Raw genomic sequence first — 20,461 nt, 5'->3', positions numbered from 1 at the left:
GCGGCTCAGTCGAGCGAGTCAGGTTGGTGAAACGCGTCTGGACCGTGGTCGTCCAGCCAGGTGAACGCGTAGAGTCGTCGCGCCGGTAGTCGGTCGAGCCGGCGGCCGTCCGTCGCGGCACCCGTGTGCGGGTTCCACGTCGTCCCGTCGCCGATGACGCCGGCGTCGGTCATCTCGAAGTCGTGACCGGGGTCCGCGTACGCGTGGATACCGTCGTCCGTCGCGAAGGCGACGACGTCCCGCTCGCCGACCGTCGCCCGCGCGACGCCGCCGGCCGCCCGGACCCGGGAAAAGGCGAAGCCGACCGCTTCCCCATCGAACTCGACGCCCAACACGACGGTTTTCGGATCGAGGTCCGCGGGGCCGTCCCACTCTCGGGTGTCCGCCGCGCCGCGGTGCGCTGCGAGTCCGAACCCCTCGCCCGCGGCGTACGCCTCGTACGGCGACTCGGCGTAGTCGATAGGCGCGGGCTCGTCGCCGTCGCTCGCGGCCTCGCTCTCTCCTCCCGGCGGGTCGAGGACGACGCCGTCCGGGTACGACTCGCGGAACTCCCGGGCAGATAACACGGCCGCCGGACGGACGGCGAGAGATTCGCCCTCGAACTCGCCGGCGATGCACTCGCCCGTGGACTGCTTCCACTCGCTTCCGGTCTCTCGGTCGTACATCACGAGGTCGTCGTCCGCGAGCTTCCCGGACACGCCGAACTCGAGCGTCCGCCCCGCGTGGCTCCGGTCGTGCGCGACCGCGCTCCCGCAGAGCGGACACCACGTGACGGCGATCGGGTCGTCGCCGGACGCCCCGTCGAGGGCGTCGTTGACGATCTCGTGGAACTCGAGGTACCGTACCGGATACGCGCGCGGCGGATCGGCGGCTGTTACGGCGACGACCGCGTCGTCGGGGTCCCCGTCGTACGCGCCGTTGAACCGAGGCTCGTCGACGCTCGGGATCGCGTCTCGGGGAAGGACTCGTCGGACGTTCACGTCGGCGACTGGCGCTCGCCCGACATAACTCGGTCGTCCGCGGGTTGGGACCGCCGCCGCGCAGCGCCGCGCCGTTTATTCGACTGGCCGCGCACTGGCGGGTATGAAACGCGTCCGCGTCGACGACGTGGAGAACTCGCTCCAGCCGGCCGCGCGGTCGACGAGTACACAACGGTCGACGCGCTCGCTCAGAACGCCGAGGCGTACGCGCGGCTCATCGGTGAGTACGCGGTTCGGGTCGACGGCGGAGGCTCCGGAACCGGAGGCGGGAGCTCCGACCGCGACGAGCAGTAAGTGCGGTCAGTCCCCGCCGTACGTGTGGAAGTCGACCGCCTGTTCGAGCAGTTCGTCCGGGATGCCGGGGACCTCCTCATCGCGGACGGGACCCGCCTCCCGCAGCGCCTCGGGCGTTCGCGGGAACTCTCTGAGTGCGAAGTGGATCGAGATGCCGGCCTTCGCGCCGTCGGCGAGCGCGATCGGGAGCTGGTTGTGACCCGGCGTCACGTCGCCGACAGCGTACACGCCGTCGACCGACGTCTCACCGTGGTCGCCGACGTCGACAGTCCCGTCGTCGTTGAGATCGCAGCCGAGTTCGCGGGCGAGCCCGTTGTTGTACTCGGAGCCGTACATCGCGAACCCGCCCTTGTACTCGCGAGTCGTCCCGTCCTCGAACTCCAGCGCCTTCAGCCAGCCGTCCTCGCCGTTCTGGACGCCGGAGATGTCCGCGTGCACCACGTCGATCGGGTGGTTCTCGAGCATGTCGGCGGTGTCGTCGCTCCACTCGGGTTCGTGGCCCCGCGTCAGGATGTCGACGTCGTCCGTGAAGTTGAGCATGATACCGGCCACGTGCGCGGTGCTCTCGGCGTGTCCCATCACGTACACCGGCTTGTCGACGAACATGTGCGCGTCGCAGTGGAGACAGTAGTGGAGCCCGCGGCCGGTTCGCGGCAGCGGCGGATCGGGGCGCACGTCGTTGAAACCCGTCGCGAGGACGACGGCGTCGGCCTCGTACACGGCGCTGTTCCCTTCCAGCGCGATGCGGTCGTCGTCGCCCGCGCGATTACACGAGGCGATCACGTCGCGGTGGAGGGCGCAGCCGTACTCCTCCAGCTGTTCTTTCCCGACCCCGAGCAGCTCGTTCCCGCTCGTCTCCTCTCGCGTGCCGATCAGGTTGTGGACCTCCTGCATCATCGCCGCGCGGCCGCCGCCGCGGTCGACCAAGGCGGTCCGGTGGCCTAATCGAGTGCTGTACAGCGCCGCGGTCTGCCCGGCGGGCCCCCCGCCGACGACGACCACGTCGTACGACTCCGTCGGTAACGTATCAGACATGATCGTGCCGTCGGCCGGCGCAAACAAAAACGTGTGTTGTTATCGGGTCGCACAACCGCGGGACGCCTCCTAGACACCGGCGGTTCGCGTCCGATTCAGTCTCGGTACGCGCAGTGGAAGCCGGCGGCGTGCCGGTAGAACGCCGGGAGCACCGTCCCACGCAGGTCGGCGTCGGGTTCGTCCGCGAACTCCACCCCGGCCCAAGCGCGGGCGTCGTCGACCGCGGCCGCGACGTGCGGCGGGAGCTCGTACGCGTCGGCCGCGGTGAGATACGATCGCGTGAACGCGTCCGCGAGGCGGTCGAGGAAGCGCTCGGTCGGCTCGAAGCTGTCCCAGCCGTCGGCGACCAGCCGGTAGTAGGTGCGCCGGATCAGTTCCGACCCGTCGTCGATGCCGTGGTCATCGAACGACGCCGTCGTCGTACAGTCGTCGGTTCCGTCGTCTCTGTTCGTGTGGTCTGTGCTCTCGTCCATACCGCTGAAGACGTACGGTTACCTTAAGTAACTATAAGAGCTGTGTGGATACATCGCACAGACGGGACGATTCCAGTCTCGGAGCGCGTTACTCGCCGTCCACAGAGCGGTGACCCAGTCGAAATCTTGAGACCGATGCGAAAGGCGTGCTCCACATGAAGGTGACGTCGGCAAGCCATCGCAGTGGTTCTATTGAATACCTATTTTCCGGACACATTACCGTCTGAAACAGCTGTTGGTTAACGAGTGGGGATATATGGCTCTGTTGAAATCCTCTTCTTCAAACATATTATTGCCTGAAACAGCCGGTCAATGAGAACTGCGTATTGATCGTCGTTCAGTGGTGCAAGTTCCGTGATGGTTCTGTAATCGTCACACTTTCGTTCAGTGCTGTTCTAATCCAATTCCGTAACTTGCGTATGCACCGGCGGAGATTCTGTATTGCAGCAGGTGGGGGACTCCTCGGAACGTCAGGATGCCTAGAGGCCGGTTTCGAGCAGGGACTTCATTTAGGTGGTGTTGTATTAGCCAACCAGCGAGCAGGCGACATTGTGGTTCAACTTCGGATACAACAGGGAGACACAACGGTCGTCGATAGTGAATATTCACTAGAACCATCTGATAGCTCTGAATCTGGTATCACTATAGACGACGCGTGGAGCGCTCGTGTAGATCAATACACCGTCACAGTAGGTCTTGACGATGGGATGACAGATTCATTTGTTTACGCAGACGATCAGAGTCACGGGGACTGCACGGTGGCATATATCGGAATACGGCCTTCTACTTTTCACTTCTCTGCTCACGAAACTCCTGACGAGACATTCTGCTCTACGACCAGTGATTGAGAGATGAATCCTCTGTACTGACCGCGACTGGGTCAGAATATATCACTTGCTGAGGATTTCAACAGAGCCGGATATATTGAACTAGTCTTGAGTGACTGTGTCAGTTGGTCGCTCCGTCGCAGGTGCGGGCGGCTCGTGTGTCCCAAAGTCTGGGTGCGTCTCTTCCATCCAGACGTACACGATGGCGCCGGAGATGAACATGAGAAGTGCAGTCATGTAGAATGCGGCTTCGGCGCTGACGAGCTCCATCGAAAGTCCGATCAGGATTGCACCGACTGCGTAGCCGGAGTCACGCCACATTCGATAGACACCCATACCCGCTGACCGCCACGTCGGGTGAGCGGCGTCGCTCGGCACAGTCATCAGGTTCGGATACAGTAATGCCATACCCAAACCGGAGACAGCGGCCAAGACGGCCCACGCGAAATACCCCTCGACGAGCACCATTCCGAGGACGCCGGCCCCTGCGAGGAACATCCCCCAGATCACGGGCGGTCGGCGGCCGATACGGTCAGCGAGCCCACCGGTCGCAATCTGGAGGAAGTACATCGCGCTGTGGACGCCGACGACGACACCGACAGCCGCAATACCGAGGCCTTGGCTCACCAGATACAGCGGGACGGCGATCCAGAACAGCGTGTCCACGAAGTTCTCGATATGGCCGGCCTGAGCCGCAGCGAACAGCGTTCTGTCGCCGTAGGTCGCTCGCTTTACCACCTCGTTGAACGGCAAGTTCGCGTCGCGGTGGTCGTCGTCACCTTCGGCCTGGGCGTACTGGACGGTCTCTTTGATCAGGAAGATCGAGATGAGGAACGCCAGCACGACGACTATTGCGAGGAAGTAGAACGGTTCGGGCCGAAGGCTCCACTGCCCGGCGATGACGCCAGTGAGCCACGCACCGACAGCGACGCCGGTGTATCCGAACGATTCATCGATGCCGACTGCGAGACCGCGCTGGTCGGATCCTGCGAGATCGATCTTCGCGTTGATCGCCATACTCCACGTCAACGCTTGGTTGATACCCAGCAGGATGTTGCCGACCGTGATCCACCCCCAACTCGGAGCGAAGATGAGGATGACCGGTAGGGGGAGTGCCGTCGCCCATCCGGCGACGAGAACTGGCTTCCGGCCGTACTCCTCGCCCCATTTGCCGGCGTAGAGATTGAGGATCGACTTCACGATCCCGAACGAGACGACGAACGAACCGATAACGAGGAACGACGTGACGCCGAGGACGTCCTCTCCCAGAACGGGGACGACGGTCCGTTCGGACCCGATGGTCAATCCGGTGGCGAACACGAGCAGGACGTGTAGCGAGAACTGCCCGAGGTGCTCGCGGATTCCCTGTTTGATTTCAGTACCCGTACTCATGTTTATTCGGCAGCACAGTTGTTGGGACCCAGCTCCAGTTCAGCTAACTCGTCGGTAGGAACCGACTCTCGACCGACGTTCGTTCGCTTGACACGCTCGAAATTCGGGGGATGGTCCGGGATATCCGACGCGAGTTCTTCGACGAACTCGTCGCGGTCGCGGCCGAGGTCCGTGTTCCGTTCTTTGACCTCAGCGAGGGTCGCAGTCACCGGCGGTTCAGGCGAGCCGGGATCGTGTGCAGGCAGCACAACCGCATCGTCTGGCCTGTTCAGCAGCCGCTGAAGGCTCTCGTAAAGCGTCGCAGCGTTCTGTTCGACGTCGGCGTCTTCGATACCGGCTTCGACGCCGAGTTCGACACGCCCGACGCTCTCGTGGAAGAGCGTATCGCCCGTGATCAACACCGCACCGTCGATATCGAACGAGACGCTCCCTTCGCTGTGTCCCGGTGTGTGAATGACCGCGATATCGAGACTACCGGCCGTGACAGTTTGTCCATCTTCAACCGGCGTCGCATCGATGGCAAGCGCATCCTTCGGGTGGAGATAGTACGGGACGCCGTGACGATCTGCGAGTTCCGCGGCACCCGAGACGTGGTCCGCGTGTGCGTGGGTGTCGAAGACACCGATGAGGTCGGCGTCGTACTCGTCCAGAATCACGTCGTATTCGTCGAGATAGTGTGACGGGTCGAACACTACGGCTTCGCCGTTAGAGATGAGGACGTGTGAGAGGCAGCCTTTCCCCGGGCGTGCAACCTGAATGAGCGTGCCATCGAGATCGACCGGAACCGTCGCCTGCCGGTGTACGCGGCTCCAACCGTTCAGTCCGTCCGTGAGCGTCACCGCGTCGTAGTCCAGTTCTCGGAGCACTTGCGTCGCGGTCTCCGAGACGACACCTGCGGCACAGACGGTAACAATCTCCTCTTCACGGGGGAGGTCCGATAGGTGTTCTTTGGCTTGTTCAGGGTTGTCGGTTAATTCGTCGTAGACATCGACGTTGACACTACCCGGAATATGCCACTCCTCGAAGTCTTCTCGATGGCGAATATCGAGGACGAGTGGCTTGCCGTCGCCATGTCGCAACTGCTCGCTGAGTTTTTCCGGCGAGATATCTTGCATCGGTGTTTGTAGATAGGATTATATTCGCATATGAGTACTGCCGGACATGACCGGCACTGTTAATCATAACCCGTTCAAAATACGTAGTATGAGCTTGTACGAGGCCTCGATTCGCGTTAAACACGAGTGTCCGTACCGGGAGATCTCGGAACGACATCCGGACTTGACCATCCGTGAGTGGCCGCTGAGCGACTGCCAAGTGCTGGAGATCACGTCAGAGACGACCCCGACCGACGGGCTGCGTGACGATATCGACCACCTCGGAACCGTTCTACACGAATCGAAAGATGACGACGGGTATCACGTTGTCACACAGTCGTGTCTCTGTTCACTCGAACGGTCCATCATCGACCGCTTCGAGAAACACAACTGTCTGTATCAGTCGCCGACGATCTACCGCCAAGGCTGGGAACACTACACCGTAGTAGCATTCGACGGTGAAGACGTCCGGGAGTTACTCGGTGATCTGAGATCCGACAGAGAGATCGAACTGCTCTCGAAGACCTCGATTTCGGAGACGCAGATCCCCCACAGCATGCTGGCTCCGGCGAGTGAACTGTTCGAGGACCTCACTGCCCGACAGCTTGCGGCACTCCAGTTAGCACTGGAAAGTGGGTACTACGAGCAACCGCGGGGGACCTCGCTTCGAGATCTGGCCGATCAGACGGCCGTCGCTCGTTCGACGTACGAAGAACACCTCCGGAAAGCGGAGAACAAACTCCTCACGAACGCGGGACAGTTCCTACGACTGGTTACCGCGACATCCACCGACGACCCGCTACAAGTAGAGAAGACCCGACGAACCGAACGAACCGCCGACTAATCTGTCATCAGTTCGCCAGGCAATAAGTTATTTATTCAATAGCAATCGCCCAATGAGATGAGCGACGTCCGGAGTTTCGTTCGATTCTGTGAGACCGAGTTTGGGACTGCGGTCATGGATCGAGAGGCCGCCTATATCAGACAGCACGTCACCGAAGATGACCGGATTCTGAACGTTGGATGCGGCATCGGGTCACTCGAAGAGCGCCTTTTAAACTACGAAATAATCGGTTTAGATCGCTCGGAGGATATGGTTCAAGCAGCCCGGGACCGAGTTGCTGCACCGATTGTTCTCGGTGATGCGACCGCACTTCCCATTGCAACGGCGTCGGTCGGTACTGTCGTCTTCGTTTCAACGCTCGAATTCATTCCCGAGGTCGATTCAGCGCTTGCCGAGGCGACCCGCGTCCTCGCTTCCGAGGGAGCCCTAGTTGCACTGGTGTTGAACACGCGCTCCGAGTACGTGCAATCGAACCTGCAGCGAGAGGGGTCCTATTTACCGCGGATGATCCACCGAGGTTCTGAGACGCTGACCCAAACGATATTGGAACACGTCGATGGCGAGCAGGGGTTCTTTTTGGGTATCTCCGACGAGGAAGTCTTCGAGAGCTCTGATCCGACGACTGCCGCCATCTCGGCGATAGTCGGGACCCCAACCGGCTGACCACAATATCCTTGTCTGGCCCCGCGAACACGAAAGACATGACCGACTCGCCCGGTTCAGGTTCTTCTCCGCTTTTCGACGCGAAAGAATTCGACGAACCGTCCGTTTTCACACCAGAAGCGCTGCTGGAGAACGCCCGACGGCAAAAAGACCTCCCGGAACGCTCCGTGCCCGATATCTGTCTCCTCGATCCGGACGGTGATATCGTGCGCCACCTGAAGGCCACCGGAGAAGCGGACAAAGTCGAAACGTGGCCCGGCTACCACACTGATCTCTATCGGTTCGAACGGAACGGTAAGGTGTTCGGTATCGTGGGATGCGCTGTTGGGGCATCGTTCGCCGTTCTCGTTGCGGAGCAACTGTTCGCCGCTGGCTGTCGATTTCTCGTTAGCGTAACCTCTTCGGGGCAGATTGTGCTGAAGGATGATCCACCGTACTTCGTTCTCATTGAGCGTGCGCTCCGCGACGAAGGAACGAGCCACCACTACCGTTCGACCAGCCGTTATGCGACTCTCGGTGACGAGCTCAGCGCTCCGGTCGAAGAAGCGTGCAAAACTGTGTCACGTCCTGTGTACACGGGAACGACGTGGACGACGGATGCGCCGTTTCGGGAAACGGAGACTGCGATTGAACGTGCTAGATCAGAAGGAGTTCTTGCCGTCGAAATGGAGGCAGCGGCGCTGTACACGTTCGCCGAGGTTCGAGAGTTGCCAGTCGTTTGCGTCGCTCATGTAACCAATCAGATGGGACAGACCGAGGACGATTTCGAGAAGGGGGAAGCAGCTGGAAGTCAAGATGCGTTAGAGGTGATTGATGCAGCCGCTGCCGCCTGGCAGTCTCTCAATTGAGTAGAAATTCATCAGACGGAGAGGCGGTTACTGACACGAAGTTAGTGGAGCAGCACTGTACGTTGATACGTGTGTTCCCTGTACTGAGCGACTGTTGGTGAAAAACAATCGGCTGCTGAGTATTTCAACAGAGCGGTCGCAGTTCTTCGCCTCCCAGTCGAGAAAACCCCAGCAAGAACGCGAGACCCTGTCGGGAATTGCTAACTTTCCTGTACGAGGAGGAAGTAGCCAAAACGATGCGGGTTCGTGGCCGGCCGTTCTCGTTCTGGCTCCTGTTACGGAGAATCAAGGAGAAAGCCTCGCGCTTCAGCGCGCGGATGAATCCGACAATTCTCTACAGTAACCAGGAACTTCTGGTCGGGTGGTTCAAGTGAGTGATTCTCGTACTACTCGGTAGCCGAGGCGGTCTACCCGCCCATCTAATCGGACAATATCGGGATGGCCCGAACCCACACAGAAAGCACCCTTTCTGTTGTGGATTTCAGGGTGCAGTAAGAAGTACCTCTGAATCCCAAGTCGGGATAGGAGTAACGGTTGATTGACACAGCCAGTAGCCGTCACCGAGACAGCTACAAACAGTAAACACCCCAACCCAGCGGTACGGTGCCGTGGGAATCTTCGCCCTTCAGGGCGGAGAGGATGTCAAGGGCTGAGAATACATCGGGTCCGAACTGATATGCGAAGACGCGTCGACGCCCGCCGCGATCCGATGTCCGCCAGACCGTCTCAGCGCTCCCCGTCCTCACTCCAGCGCCGCCCGAATCGTGTCGGCTCCCGTGACGCCGACGAACCGCTCGATCTCCTCGCCGTCGCGGTAGACCGCGACCGTGGGGATCGACCGGACGCCCGCCTCCGCGGCGAGTCCGTTGTGTTCGTCGGTGTCGACGCCGAGGATCGGCGCGTCGATCATGCCGGACAGCTCCTCGAGGATGGGCGTCTGCTGTTTACACGGACCGCACCAGTCCGCGAAGTAGTCGACGACGACTTGATCGTTCTCTGCGACCGCCTCATGGAACGACTCCGCGCTCTCCACGTCGACAATACCGTCTGTCTTCGCACCGCCGCCGGAAGCCGCGTCAGATGACATATCGGATCGGAGGGCCTACGCCTTCATATCGCTTCCCGAACCACGAGGTAAACGGGTTACCATCGGCTCACCGGCGAAGAGTCGAACATGATCATGCCGAATGGTAACGCAAGTACATTATCGCCTCGGTCTTATCAACGCACCAATCGTTCACCGACCATGCCAGTCGAGTCGAACGCGCCGTCGGTACCGAGTGACAAGGACGCGATTCTCAGCGCGCCGCGCGACGACGGTGCGAACGTCCTATTGACCGCGAACAGATACGACGATCCTCAGCGCGACCGTCACGGCGCAATTATCGAGGAGACGTCGGCGTTTCGGTCAGACATCGAGTTATTCTACGATCTCCACACACTCGCGTGGAACGCCGACGAGGAACACACGCTGGACGCCCGCGACGACGCCGTTGAGAGCGACGTCTCGTACGCGTCGAGCGAGGTCCCGGAGATAACCCTCGAGAACCGCTTCGACGAGGACGGATCGACCGGGACCCTCACGCAGCGCGTCGTCGCGAGCGTGGACACTTGCGGCCTGCTGATCGAGACAGACGTGGCGTTCGAGACGGTCGCGGAGCGGACCTTCTACACCGTCGCCGACCTCGGAATCCACGGCCACGACCACGAGGACCCCAACGCGGTTCAGGAGGCGTTCGTCACTGAGCGCGACGGCGCGGAGCTAGTGGTCGCGACCGACGGCGACCGGTGGGTGGCGATAGCACAGGACCGCGACGGGGACCGCGAGTTCGACGGGCGCCGGATCGGCCACACCGGCGTCGCGGAGGGCCCGGACCGGAGCGCGTGGGCGGATATCTACGAGAGGAACCACGGATTCATCGACGACACCGACCGGGCCGAGGGGAACCTCGACGTGGGCGTCGGGCTGTACGTCGGCGAGACCGACGCTGCGTCGTGGCTCACTGGGGTGGGATTCGGGTACGGCGAGGAGGCGGCGGTCGAGCACGCCCTCCGGCTCCTCGACCGCGGTTACGAGTCGGAGCGGGAGTCGTTCGCGGCGGCGTGGGAAGACTGGCACGAGACGGTCTCGGACGGGCCGACAGACGACCCCGATGTCAACGACCTGTACGAGCGATCGCTGACGGCGATGAAGTGCGCGCAGGACGGCTGCTGTGGCGTCATCGCCGGCGCGTTCAAGCCGAGCGATATGACGTACAAGTTCATCTGGCCCCGCGATCAGGTTATCATCACGCAGGCGCTGGTCGCGGCCGGGGCCGAACGCGAGGCGCGACTCGCGCTCCGGTGGTTCGACGAGAACCAGATCACCGGCGACGTCGTCGACGACCGCGGCATCGACCGGCACGGGACGTGGTGGCAGAACTACTTCGTCACCGGCGAGGCCCACTGGCGGGCGCTCCAACTCGACCAAATCGGTGGGCCGATATACGCCCACTGGCTCGTTTGGCGGGAGACGGGCGACGACGACCTCCTCGACGAGCACTACGACATGTCCCGGCGCGCCGCCGAGTTCCTCCTCTCGTACGACAACGGCTACGGCTTCCCGGAGAAACACCAGGACCCGTGGGAGGAGATCTGGGGCCACAGCACCGAGGGCACCGCCGCGGCGATCGCCGGACTGCGCTCGATGGGGGAGCTCGCCGACGCGCACGGGGACGAGGCGTTCGCCGAGGAGTGCCGTGAGCGGGCGGCGGTGTGGGCGGATAACTTCGAGAAGTACTGTTTCAAGTCCACGCCGTACGGCGACGCCCTCGTCACGGCGGACAGCCCGGAGACACCGGCCGATCCGCCGGCCGACGCCCGGCCGGACGCGGCGTCGTTCATGGCCGTCTGGCCGTGGAACGTCGCCGACGCCGAGAGCGACGCCGTCACAGCGACCCTCGACGCCGCCGCCGACGAGGCGTGGGTCGCTGGCGACTCGCCCTGTCTCGGGCGGTACCCCGGCGACCGCTACACGCCCACGGGGACCGTCGAAGACGGCGGCTGGCCGCTCTGCGAGGCGTACGCCGACGTCGCCAGGCGGCTCGGCGGGAGCGGCTCGGACGCTGTCGCGGACCACGTGTTCGAGGACGTCCACGAGTGGACGACGACGGCCGGGCTCCTCCCGGAGCGCGTCGACGGAGGCGGTCGGGTCCGCTGGAACTCGAACCTCCAGTGGAGCCAGGCGACGTACCTGCTACTCGTCGAACACCACGTCCGCGACGAGGCGTTCGGGCTCGCGCCAGACGGCGGGACCGACTGACCGGCGTGCGGGAAGGCTCTCCGACGACGCCCGCCGCGACGAAGAAGTCGTGTCGATCGGCGAACCACCTGGAAACTGCGCGACCGGCGGGAGTAGACAAGGGTTAACACGACCGGTCCGAACCGTACCGAACGATGTCAGACTCCAGTCCGATTCCGACGGAGAGTGAGGGCCGGTGAAGGTCGCGGTGTACGGGGCGGGCGGCGTCGGCGCGTACTTCGGCGGTCGTCTCGCTCGGGCCGGCGCCGACGTCCACCTCATCGCGCGAGGCGACCATCTCGACGCGCTCCGCCGCAACGGCCTTCGCGTCGAAAGCGTCGACGGGGACTTCTCGGCAGATCTCCCCGCGACCGACGACCCGGCCGACGTCGGCCGCTGCGACGTCGTGCTGTTCACGGTCAAATCATTCGACACCGAGGCGGCGGCCCGTGAGCTTGGGCCACTTCTCGGTGACGACACCGCCGTCGTCTCGCTGCAGAACGGCCTCGACAACGAGGAGACGCTCGCCGCCGAGATCGGCCGGGAGCACGTCATGGGCGGTGTCGCCTACATCTTCTCGACGATCGCGGAGCCGGGCGTCGTCGAACACACCGGCGGTCCGACTAGCTTCACCTTCGGCGAACTGGACGGCGCGCACAGCGACCGGGCCGAGCGGTTCTTGGAGCGGTGCGACCGCGCCGACGGAATGGAGGCCGAGCTGTCCGACGCCATACGGACCGATCTCTGGGAGAAGGCCGCGTTCATCTGCGCCCAGGCCGGGATGACCGCGGCGGTGCGCCTCCCGCTCGGCGAGATACGGAGCCACGAGGAATCCCGGGAGATGTACCGACGGATCGTTCAGGAGGCGTGTCGGGTCGGCCGGGCCGCCGGGATCGAGCTCCCGGAAGGGACCGTCGACCGGTGGATGGAGTTCGCCGAGGGCCTCGGCGCGGACTCGTACTCGTCGCTCCACTACGACATGACGCACGACAAGCCGATGGAGCTCGAAGCCCTCCACGGCGCGGTCGTCCGGCGGGGTCGAGAGCACGGCGTCGCCGTCCCGATGAACGAGGCCGTCTACGCGGTTCTGCAACCGTGGGCGCAGCGAAACCGGTCGAGCAAATCCGACGACTCCTGACTGCTGTGAAAACTGCGCTACTCTGACACAACCGCGTTGAGCGCGGCCGACCGCCAGCGGTCGACCGCCCGCGCGACGACGTCGTCGCTCGATCCGACGGCGGAGTACTGGTAGACGTGCCCGCCCGCATCGAGTAGGCGACGGTTCCGCGTCACCAGTCCCACCTCTCGGAGCCGGTTCAGCGACCGGTTCACGTTGCTACGGTCGCGGTCGAGGTCGTCTGCGAGCTCCCGGGTGGTGGATCCCGGCGACTCGGCGACCGCGTCGTACGTCCGGACGTCGTGGCCGCCGAGCCCGAACACGGTGCGGAGCACCTCCTCGCGGGAGGGCTCCTCCACTGCGAGCCCGTCGTCCCGGTCCGACCGGCCACCGGTCCCGCGCGTCGCGAGAGCGTCTGCGGTCGCGCTGCCGCCGCGGTCGGAGCGACTACTCATCGGCGACCTCCTCCCCGCCGGGGCGACCCGGGAGACGCGGGCCGGCCGGCTCCCGCGGACGGTCGACTACATCGCCGGCGAGATGCTCGCGACCCCACCTGAGCATCGGATCGAGGACCGACTCTAGTTCCCGCCCGCGGCGGGTCAGGGTGTACCGGACCCGGACCGGCTTCTCGCTGACGACCTCTCGGTCGACGAGTCCCTCTGATTCGAGCGTCGAGAGGCTGTCCGAGAGCATCTTGTTCGACACGTCGTCGATCGCCGCCCCGAGCTCGCTGAACGTGTGCGGCTCCCCGTTCAGCAGTTGGGTGAGGATGACCGGATGCCACTTGTGACCCAAGACGTCGGCGACCTCGATGAGGAGGCGCTGCGTGCGCTCGTGTGAGCCGTCGAGACGGGATATCGGGATCGGTTCGGTGCTCATGGTTCTGGGGTCACTCCCCAGTAGTATGGTCACCCACGCTACGTGTCTCGGTGGAGGGGTACCGAGACACATAGGGTCCCGGGTCACTCCGTCACTCTCGCTCGTCGTCGACGAACGACGAGACGAGGGTGTGCTCCGCCGCGCGCAGGTGCTGGTGCAGCGTCGCCGAGGCGATACCGAGGCTCTCGGCAACCTCTTCGGCCGTGTGCCGACGGGGCCAGTCGTAGTATCCCTCCTCGTAGGCCGTCTCCAGTACCGACCGCTGCCTGTCGGTGAGGCCCGCCGCGCCGTCTATCGGGACCGGGAGGTCCGCCCTGCGGGTCGGGGTCTGGCGCTTGGCGACCAGTTCGACGCCGTCCCAGTGCTCCGAGAGCGTGTCGAGTACGCGCGTAACGTCCTCGTCGCTCGGGACCTCGGCCATCAGTCTCGTGTCGCCGTCGCTCGCGTGTAACGACACCAGACTGAACCCGGCCTCGGCAAGCAGCCCCGGTGGGGCGCCCGCCACCGTGATCTCGACGACGCACGTCGCGCCGCGACGCTCGACGAGGCGACACTCTCGGACCGCGGGGTAGTCGTCGAGAAACGCGCGGATCTCGGCGAAGTCGCCGTGGGTGATCCGCGTCTCGTAGGCGTGGGCGTCGCCCGCGTCGGTGACGCTCCCGAGGTGATCACACCGGCAGTCGAACGCCGCTGAGAGATCCCCAAGCGGGCTTTCAAAGGAGAACTCCAGTTCGACGGAGTCGCTCTCGATCAGCGTGTTCCGGCGCCGGTCGGCGATGATCGCGAACCCGAGCGTCTCACCGAGCAGTTCGAGGCCGCTCTGCGTCGCCTCGGCGAACCCGCTCTCTTCGGCCCCGGCCACGGCGAGCACGCCGAAGCGTTGGCGGCCGCAGGCGACGGGGACCGCCGCGGCGATGGACTCGTCGTCCGCGACCGACTCGGCTTCGTCACGGCTCTCGGACTCGAAGCGTCGGCGCTCGACGACCGCGGTGTCAGCGTCGTGTGCCTTCCGGACCAGTCGGCGCGCGAACGGCGACGTGAGGAACGACTCCTCGTCGGTCTCGCTGAACGAGCCCGTCGCGACCGCACTGGAGTCGATCGTCACGACATCGGCGTCGTCTCTCGTCTCCGCGGTCGCGATCCACGCCGCCTCGTACAGCGAGGAGCCGGCGAGTTCGTCACAGACCGACTGCCTGACAGCCGCACCGCTGGTCGCTCGCAGGACCGAGCGAATGACCTCGGTGACGAGGGTGTTGAATCGGTCAGCCGCCGCCAACTCCTCGCGGCGGCGCTCCAGTTCGCTCCGCCGGGTCCGGAGTCGTTCCTCGCGCTCCGCACGGGTGAACGCCGAGCGAACGACGCCGGCGAACAGCTCGATCAGCCGAACGTCGACCGCCCCCATCGGTGCCTCGCGGTCGAAGGCGCTGAGGACGCCGAACTCGCCGAGCGGCACGTGGACTTCGGCCCGACACGGGTCGTCCGTGTACGCCTCGCCGGTCGGCGACTCGTTCCGGACGGTCTCCCCGCTCCGGTACGCCGCGCCGGCGTTCGACGATTTGAGGTCGTACGCGAGCGCCGACTCGACGAGCTCCGCGGCCGCTTCCGACGTGACCGTCCGAACCAACTCGTTGGCGTCGGCGTCGTACAGTCTGACGCAGGCGATTTCGTGGCCGAGGATATCGACGACGGTCCGGATCGCGATCCGGCTCACGTCGTCGCGGTCGGTCGCGGCGAGGAGGTCGCGGCTCGCCTCGGTCAACCCCGTGAGCCGGCGTTCTCGCCGACGCTCCTCACTCACGTCGCGAGCGACGCAGACGAACTCGCCGTCCTCCAGTCCAGTCACCGACGCTCGGACGGGCACGTCGTCGCCGTCTTGCCGCGGAACTGTTAATTCTCCCCGCCACTCGCCCGACTCGAGGACTGCGGGTCGGCAGTCGAGTTCGAATCGGTCCGGATTCGCGTACAGCCCGCCCCACGTCGCGCCAACCATAGCGTCCGGGTCGTCGTACCCGAACAGCGAGGCGTACGCCGCGTTCGCGTGGACGACCGCGCCCTCGCCGTCGAGCACGGCGATCCCGTCGTCGGCCGCGGCCATCGCCGCCGACCGGCGGCGTAGCTCCCGCTCGCGCTTCGTACGCGCCGACGCGTCCCGCAGGATCGCGAGTATCCGGTCGTCTCCATCGAACCGGACGGTCGTCGCGGTGACGTCGACGGGGACGACTTCGCCGTCCCGCGTGTGACACGACAGCTCCGCGGTGAACCCGCTTCCGCTGTCACGGACGCGTTCGACGAACTCCTCGAACACCTCGTAGTCGTGCGGATGGATGTCCGGCGGTCCGAGTGCGAGGAGACGCTCCCGATCGTATCCGAGCAGTTCGCAGGCCCGGTCGTTACAGCGGAGGATGCGGTTCGCCTCGGAGTCGATGACGAGGACCGCGTCCGGGGTGTGCTCGAACAGGCGCTCGAAGACGGTGGCTTCGTCGCCCGACGCGGTACCGGATTCGGAGGTCCCCGTCATGGCGTCGGAGCGCGCCGGGACGCGAGGCGTGAGTGGATCATTCGAACGTCTCTCGTCTGATTCGTTCGGTGCGCTCGCTTAAGAAACCAGCCGCACGAGAGGGTCGCCGCTCCGATGGGACGGCGGACCTGCCCCTCGTCCACAACGGGGTCGGTCCGGCCTCACGACATCGTGAGCAGTTCGTATCCGTCGTCGACGAGGGCCGCGACGTCCGGTCCGTGTTCTTCTCCGGCCGTTCCGAGAAGAGGAATGCCCTCCGTTCGACAGCCCGACGTCGCATTGAACGCGGCCGCGCAGAACGCGCAGGCGGCGATCTCGACATCGCCGGCCACTGCCCGGTCGAGGTTGTCGCGAAGCGGGTGGTCGGCTCGCGTCGCCAGTTCGCCGGGCCATCGGGTCGCCCGGCCGTCGAGGTACACCCGCACGTCGTGGCCGTCGTCGGCGAGCCGGAGCGCGTACTCCACCCCGTTAAGCGCGCTCCCGGTCCTGTCGGGACCGGCGCTGAGCAACACCGCGTACTTTCCCATACGGGCCCGCAGGTGCGTTCAATATAAACCCTATCGGGGGACTCAGTTACCTCGTTACGACCCAGTTACCGGCGAGGAGAGGGCCGGAGACCGAGACATACCGCGCCAACCAGCGCGGCGTCAGTCGTCGGCCGCCGACGGCGCGTCACTGCGTTGCCCCTCGGCCGACGGTATGTCGCCCCGGTCACGGGTCCGGAACGTCGCGAGCGACTCGCGGAGGCGGGTCGTCCGATCCGCTAGGCCCTCCACCTTCTCGGAGACGCGGTCCGAGGAGACGGACCACTTCCGAGAGTTCGAGGCGGCGCTGCCAGACCTGCTCGCCGGCGAGCCGGAGGTCACACGGTTCGAGGTCGACTCGGCGACCGAGATGGAACTGTGAGGCGAGCGTAGCCGGTTACTCGTCGCCGGACGAATTTATCGACCCGTCGCCTCATCCGTTCGATCGTTCAGCTCGTTCGCCTGACTGATCGCGTCGATCACGTCTCGAGCGATGTCGTCGAGGTTGTCCGCGTACGCCTGCGTCGTCTCGGTCACTTGGTCGACGTTCTCCGACGTCCGAACCGCGCTGTCGGCGATCCCGTCGAGGTCGTCAACCGCGTCCGTGATCGACGCCGCCGCGGTGTCGGTACGCGTGTCGACCGTTTCGATCTGATCTATCGTCTCGTCTGCGGTCGATCGCACCTCCTCAACGGTCGCCTCGATCTCCGTCGCGCGCTCCTGTGCCTGTTCGGCCAAGTCCTTGACCTCGTCCGCCACGACAGCGAAGCCGGAGCCCGCCTCACCCACGCGAGCGGCCTCGATCGAGGCGTTCAACGCGAGCATGTTCGTCTGGTCGGCGATCTCGTTCAACATCCCGACGATGTCGTCGATCTCGGTGACCGTCTCGCGGAGGGTCTCCAACTTCTCTTCGGCCGCGGCGGCCGCGACCTTCGCTTCGTCGACATCGGCGTTCGCCTCCCGAGCCGATCCACGTGCCGTCTCCGCCAGCGAAGCCGTGTCAGAACTGGACGCGTTCGCCTCCGCGGCGCCGCGAGACAGCGACTCGATCGCGTCGCTCGACTCGCTCAACTCCGTCCCGATCTCCGAGAGGAGCTTCGCGTGCTCGGCCGTGAGCGTCGAGAGCGGGGTCTTCACGTCTCGATCCGCCGCCCTGTCCGATCCTCCGCTTCCGTTGTGATCGCGTGATTGTCGACTCATGAGTATGCGTCCGCCGAGGCGGTTGGCGTACACTTCCGCGGGGGCTATTTAATCGTGGTCCGCACATTATCAGATACGATGTCAGACCACGATCACGACGACGGCGATATCCACGCCTGTGACTGCGGCGCGACGTTCGACACGCTCGACCAGCTGAAAGATCACGCCAAAGAGAATCACCCCGACGCGTACGAGGAGAACTTCGGGGACGAAGCGTAGAGCTGGACCAACGGATCGAGCCATGAGCGGAGACGCTACCTGTCCGACCTGCGGTCGAGAAACGGAGAGCAGGCTCGCGATCATCGAGCCATCGGAGCTGAAAGATGAGCGCGAGTACTGTCTCACCTGCGAGACGTTCGTCGACGACGACGCTCGGAAGCCGGAATAAATCCAGTGTTCGCGATGCCGTGGTACCACGGGGAGTCGCGACACCCGGGACGAGCCGAACCGTCGCCTCGAGAGGGGCACCGGCGATCGGCCGGCGCGAGTGACTCCCGCCCGTCGGGCCTGTGAAATATTATCTCACCCGAGGACGAACCTGCTTCAGAGTGACGGAAAACAGGCTTTCCGCCGCGGGGAGTGATATGCCGTCGTGCGGCCCGATCGACCGAATGAGACACTGGAATTTCAGACGAGGACAGCCGATACATGGGTAACGAACCGACGGGGGGTAAAGACGTCGAAGCGAGCGAAAACGGTGGCGGCCGGTCGTCCGTCGAGGAGCGGTACCGAAAGGTATTCGAGCACAACAACGACGCCGTCATGATCGTCGACTTCGGGACCGAGTCGTTCGTCGACGTCAACCCGAGGGCGTGCGAGCTGCTGCGATACTCCCGCGAAGAGCTCCTGTCGATGGACCCCGAAGCCATCCACCCAGACGACATCGCTCGGGTCCGCGAGGAGTTTATTTCACAGGTCAAAACGGAAGGAACCGGCTTCACCGACGACCTGACGTGCCTGACGAAGGACGGAGACGAGGTCCCGACGGAGATATCCGGAGCGGCGCTGGAGCCGGCAGACGGGGGCGATGCCGCGGCGGACGCCGAACCGAAGCAGATGGTCGCGATGCTCCGGGACGTGTCTGATCGCGTCCGGAACCGCCGGCAATTAGAAGAGAAGGTCGAGCGGCTCGACCGGTTCGCCGGTATCGTCTCACACGACCTCCGAAATCCCCTCTCAGTGATTCAGGGGCACGCGGAGCTCGCCAGACAGACCGGCGGTTCGGAGCATTTCGACGCGATCGAGAACGCCGCCGATCGCATGGAAGAGATGCTGTCGGAACTCCTCCAGCTCACCCGGGAAGGCGACTTGATTCACGAGCGGACCGAAGTCGATCTGGCGGCGGTCGCGCAGACCGTCTGGGTCGACTGCGACATGGCGCCGGCGACGCTCGAGATCGAGTCCTCGACGACCCTTCGAGCGGACCGAGACCGATTCCACGAGCTTTTCGTAAACCTCTTCGAGAACGCCAGCGACCACGGCGGGTCGTCGGTGGCTGTTCGGGTCGGAACGCTCGACGGGTCGGACCGGAGTGGCTTCTACGTCGAAGACGACGGGGCGGGTGTCCCGGCGGACGAGAGGAACAACGTCTTCGAGTGGGGTCATACGACGACGGGAGACGGAACGGGGTTCGGGCTGGCGATCGTCGCCGAAATCGCGGAGGCCCACGGCTGGGAAATCGGAGTCGGAGCGTCAGCGAGCGGCGGAGCCCGGTTCGAAGTCAGCGGAATTGACCTCTGACGCGGGCTCGGACACCTCGACGCGGACGGACGCACCGCTGCCGCAAATGTCGTGAACTCACGGCGAACGTGTCCCTTCCGTGACTGTCCGCGACATATATGTCTCGTTAATGGGTATCTCTCGGTTACTCGAGAGAGCGGTCACGGGCGTCTGTGTATTCGAACTGGACCGGCGAGAGAGTTTTTTCAATACTAATTGATAGTTGAGACCGGTGCTCTCAATGCATATAGATCGTAGGCCGGGACAGAGCGACAGGGAGTCTTTTAAGCGAGTTTGACAGCTGTGCCGTAGGCGATCACTTCCGACGCGCCCTGGGTGACCTCCGACGTTTCCATGCGGACGTTCACGACGGCGTCCGCTCCCATCTCAAGTGCGTCCGCTTCCATCCGCTCGATGGCCTGATCTCGGGCATCGGCAAGCAACGTCGAGTAGGACTTGAGTTCGCCGCCAGCGAGATTCCGAATCCCCTGGGTGATATCGCGTCCCACATTCCGTGCTCGGACAGTGTTGCCCCGGGCGATACCGAGCACCTCCACAATCTCGTGGCCAGGGACCGTCTCGGTCGTGACGGTGGCGACAAGTGACTGCTCTACATCTGTCAAAACGGCTTCTGAGGACATATCTACCGCTAAGAGGGGGGCAGAGATGATAAACCAGTAGTGACCCATGCGTTCACCTAGCGCGGCTACGGCCTCGATAGAGGCGGGCAGGTCGCTATGCGAACCAGTGGCCACGCAACTATATCGCGTCACC

21 protein-coding genes are annotated in these 20,461 nt (G+C 64.1%); 9 read left to right on the top strand and 12 right to left on the bottom strand.

Annotated features, from left to right (window positions below; translation table 11 throughout):
• Positions 1–5: 5 nt before the first annotated feature.
• The 5 genes from DJ75_RS10965 to DJ75_RS10945 form a co-directional block, all read right to left on the bottom strand.
• Entirely contained in the window at positions 6–980 is a 975-nt protein-coding gene (locus tag DJ75_RS10965; protein ID WP_094524490.1) for a DUF3179 domain-containing protein, read from the bottom strand.
• A gap of 300 nt (positions 981–1,280) precedes the next feature.
• Positions 1,281–2,309 carry an NAD(P)/FAD-dependent oxidoreductase gene (locus DJ75_RS10960; RefSeq protein ID WP_094524489.1) on the bottom strand — a complete coding sequence of 343 codons (1,029 nt, stop codon included), beginning with the start codon at positions 2,307–2,309 and terminating at the stop codon, positions 1,281–1,283.
• Positions 2,310–2,404: 95 nt separating this feature from the next.
• Positions 2,405–2,782, bottom strand: coding sequence for a hypothetical protein (locus DJ75_RS10955; RefSeq protein ID WP_094524488.1), 378 nt, complete (start codon positions 2,780–2,782; stop codon positions 2,405–2,407).
• A 929-nt stretch (positions 2,783–3,711) separates the two neighbouring features.
• Complete coding sequence (locus tag DJ75_RS10950) at positions 3,712–5,001, bottom strand: MFS transporter (RefSeq protein WP_094524487.1); 1,290 nt, start codon at positions 4,999–5,001, stop codon at positions 3,712–3,714.
• A gap of 2 nt (positions 5,002–5,003) precedes the next feature.
• Positions 5,004–6,116 (bottom strand): MBL fold metallo-hydrolase, encoded by a 1,113-nt coding sequence (locus tag DJ75_RS10945; protein ID WP_094524486.1) that lies wholly within the window; start codon positions 6,114–6,116, stop codon positions 5,004–5,006.
• Between the two features lie 88 nt (positions 6,117–6,204).
• Between DJ75_RS10945 and DJ75_RS10940 the strand changes: the two genes are divergently transcribed.
• From DJ75_RS10940 to DJ75_RS10930, 3 genes are read left to right on the top strand one after another with little or no spacing between them, the layout of a single operon-like run.
• Positions 6,205–6,939: a helix-turn-helix domain-containing protein gene (locus DJ75_RS10940; protein WP_094524485.1), complete on the top strand. Its 735-nt coding sequence runs from the start codon at positions 6,205–6,207 to the stop codon at positions 6,937–6,939.
• A gap of 57 nt (positions 6,940–6,996) precedes the next feature.
• Positions 6,997–7,602 (top strand): class I SAM-dependent methyltransferase, encoded by a 606-nt coding sequence (locus tag DJ75_RS10935; protein ID WP_094524484.1) that lies wholly within the window; start codon positions 6,997–6,999, stop codon positions 7,600–7,602.
• Between the two features lie 38 nt (positions 7,603–7,640).
• On the top strand, positions 7,641–8,450 hold the full coding sequence (locus DJ75_RS10930; protein ID WP_094524483.1) for a nucleoside phosphorylase: 810 nt from the start codon (positions 7,641–7,643) through the stop codon (positions 8,448–8,450).
• Positions 8,451–9,192: 742 nt separating this feature from the next.
• On the opposite strand, the gene DJ75_RS10925 is transcribed toward DJ75_RS10930, so the two are convergent.
• Entirely contained in the window at positions 9,193–9,537 is a 345-nt protein-coding gene (locus DJ75_RS10925; RefSeq protein WP_241881461.1) for a co-chaperone YbbN, read from the bottom strand.
• A 159-nt stretch (positions 9,538–9,696) separates the two neighbouring features.
• Between DJ75_RS10925 and DJ75_RS10920 the strand changes: the two genes are divergently transcribed.
• Positions 9,697–11,751, top strand: coding sequence for a glycoside hydrolase family 15 protein (locus DJ75_RS10920; protein ID WP_094524482.1), 2,055 nt, complete (start codon positions 9,697–9,699; stop codon positions 11,749–11,751).
• A 175-nt stretch (positions 11,752–11,926) separates the two neighbouring features.
• The gene (locus DJ75_RS10915) at positions 11,927–12,868 is read left to right on the top strand and encodes a 2-dehydropantoate 2-reductase (RefSeq protein WP_094524481.1); all 942 of its coding nucleotides are present in this window, start codon (positions 11,927–11,929) and stop codon (positions 12,866–12,868) included.
• Between the two features lie 17 nt (positions 12,869–12,885).
• Here DJ75_RS10915 and DJ75_RS10910 read toward each other — a convergent pair whose 3' ends face one another.
• The 4 genes from DJ75_RS10910 to DJ75_RS10895 form a co-directional block, all read right to left on the bottom strand.
• Positions 12,886–13,302: a helix-turn-helix domain-containing protein gene (locus tag DJ75_RS10910; protein WP_094524480.1), complete on the bottom strand. Its 417-nt coding sequence runs from the start codon at positions 13,300–13,302 to the stop codon at positions 12,886–12,888.
• Positions 13,295–13,726: a helix-turn-helix domain-containing protein gene (locus DJ75_RS10905; protein ID WP_094524479.1), complete on the bottom strand. Its 432-nt coding sequence runs from the start codon at positions 13,724–13,726 to the stop codon at positions 13,295–13,297. Before DJ75_RS10905 ends, DJ75_RS10910 begins: the two co-directional genes overlap by 8 nt.
• Before the next feature lie 91 nt (positions 13,727–13,817).
• A complete protein-coding gene (locus DJ75_RS10900; protein WP_094524478.1) occupies positions 13,818–16,244 on the bottom strand; it encodes a PAS domain S-box protein in 2,427 nt (808 codons plus the stop codon).
• A gap of 161 nt (positions 16,245–16,405) precedes the next feature.
• Positions 16,406–16,771 (bottom strand): DsrE family protein, encoded by a 366-nt coding sequence (locus tag DJ75_RS10895; protein WP_094524477.1) that lies wholly within the window; start codon positions 16,769–16,771, stop codon positions 16,406–16,408.
• 172 nt (positions 16,772–16,943) lie between these two features.
• Here DJ75_RS10895 and DJ75_RS19135 point away from each other — a divergent pair, with 172 nt between their 5' ends.
• Entirely contained in the window at positions 16,944–17,150 is a 207-nt protein-coding gene (locus tag DJ75_RS19135; protein ID WP_094524476.1) for a hypothetical protein, read from the top strand.
• 35 nt (positions 17,151–17,185) lie between these two features.
• Here DJ75_RS19135 and DJ75_RS10885 read toward each other — a convergent pair whose 3' ends face one another.
• Entirely contained in the window at positions 17,186–17,968 is a 783-nt protein-coding gene (locus DJ75_RS10885; protein ID WP_254921959.1) for a methyl-accepting chemotaxis protein, read from the bottom strand.
• Positions 17,969–18,046: 78 nt separating this feature from the next.
• On the opposite strand from DJ75_RS10885, the gene DJ75_RS18655 reads away from it, so the two are divergent.
• From DJ75_RS18655 to DJ75_RS10880, 3 genes are all read left to right on the top strand, one after another.
• Entirely contained in the window at positions 18,047–18,187 is a 141-nt protein-coding gene (locus DJ75_RS18655; RefSeq protein ID WP_158217296.1) for a hypothetical protein, read from the top strand.
• Positions 18,188–18,209: 22 nt separating this feature from the next.
• Positions 18,210–18,356, top strand: a complete 147-nt coding sequence (locus tag DJ75_RS18650; RefSeq protein ID WP_158217295.1) for a hypothetical protein — start codon at positions 18,210–18,212, stop codon at positions 18,354–18,356.
• Positions 18,357–18,616: 260 nt separating this feature from the next.
• Positions 18,617–19,708: a PAS domain-containing sensor histidine kinase gene (locus DJ75_RS10880; RefSeq protein ID WP_094524474.1), complete on the top strand. Its 1,092-nt coding sequence runs from the start codon at positions 18,617–18,619 to the stop codon at positions 19,706–19,708.
• Between the two features lie 263 nt (positions 19,709–19,971).
• On the opposite strand, the gene DJ75_RS10875 is transcribed toward DJ75_RS10880, so the two are convergent.
• On the bottom strand, positions 19,972–20,328 hold the full coding sequence (locus DJ75_RS10875) for a YbjQ family protein (RefSeq protein WP_094524473.1): 357 nt from the start codon (positions 20,326–20,328) through the stop codon (positions 19,972–19,974).
• Between the last annotated feature and the right edge of the window lie 133 nt (positions 20,329–20,461).

This window comes from Halorubrum sp. Eb13, assembly GCF_002252895.1.
In the GTDB taxonomy this organism is placed as follows: domain Archaea; phylum Halobacteriota; class Halobacteria; order Halobacteriales; family Haloferacaceae; genus Halorubrum.
This window is presented reverse-complemented; position numbering and strand designations above follow the sequence as displayed.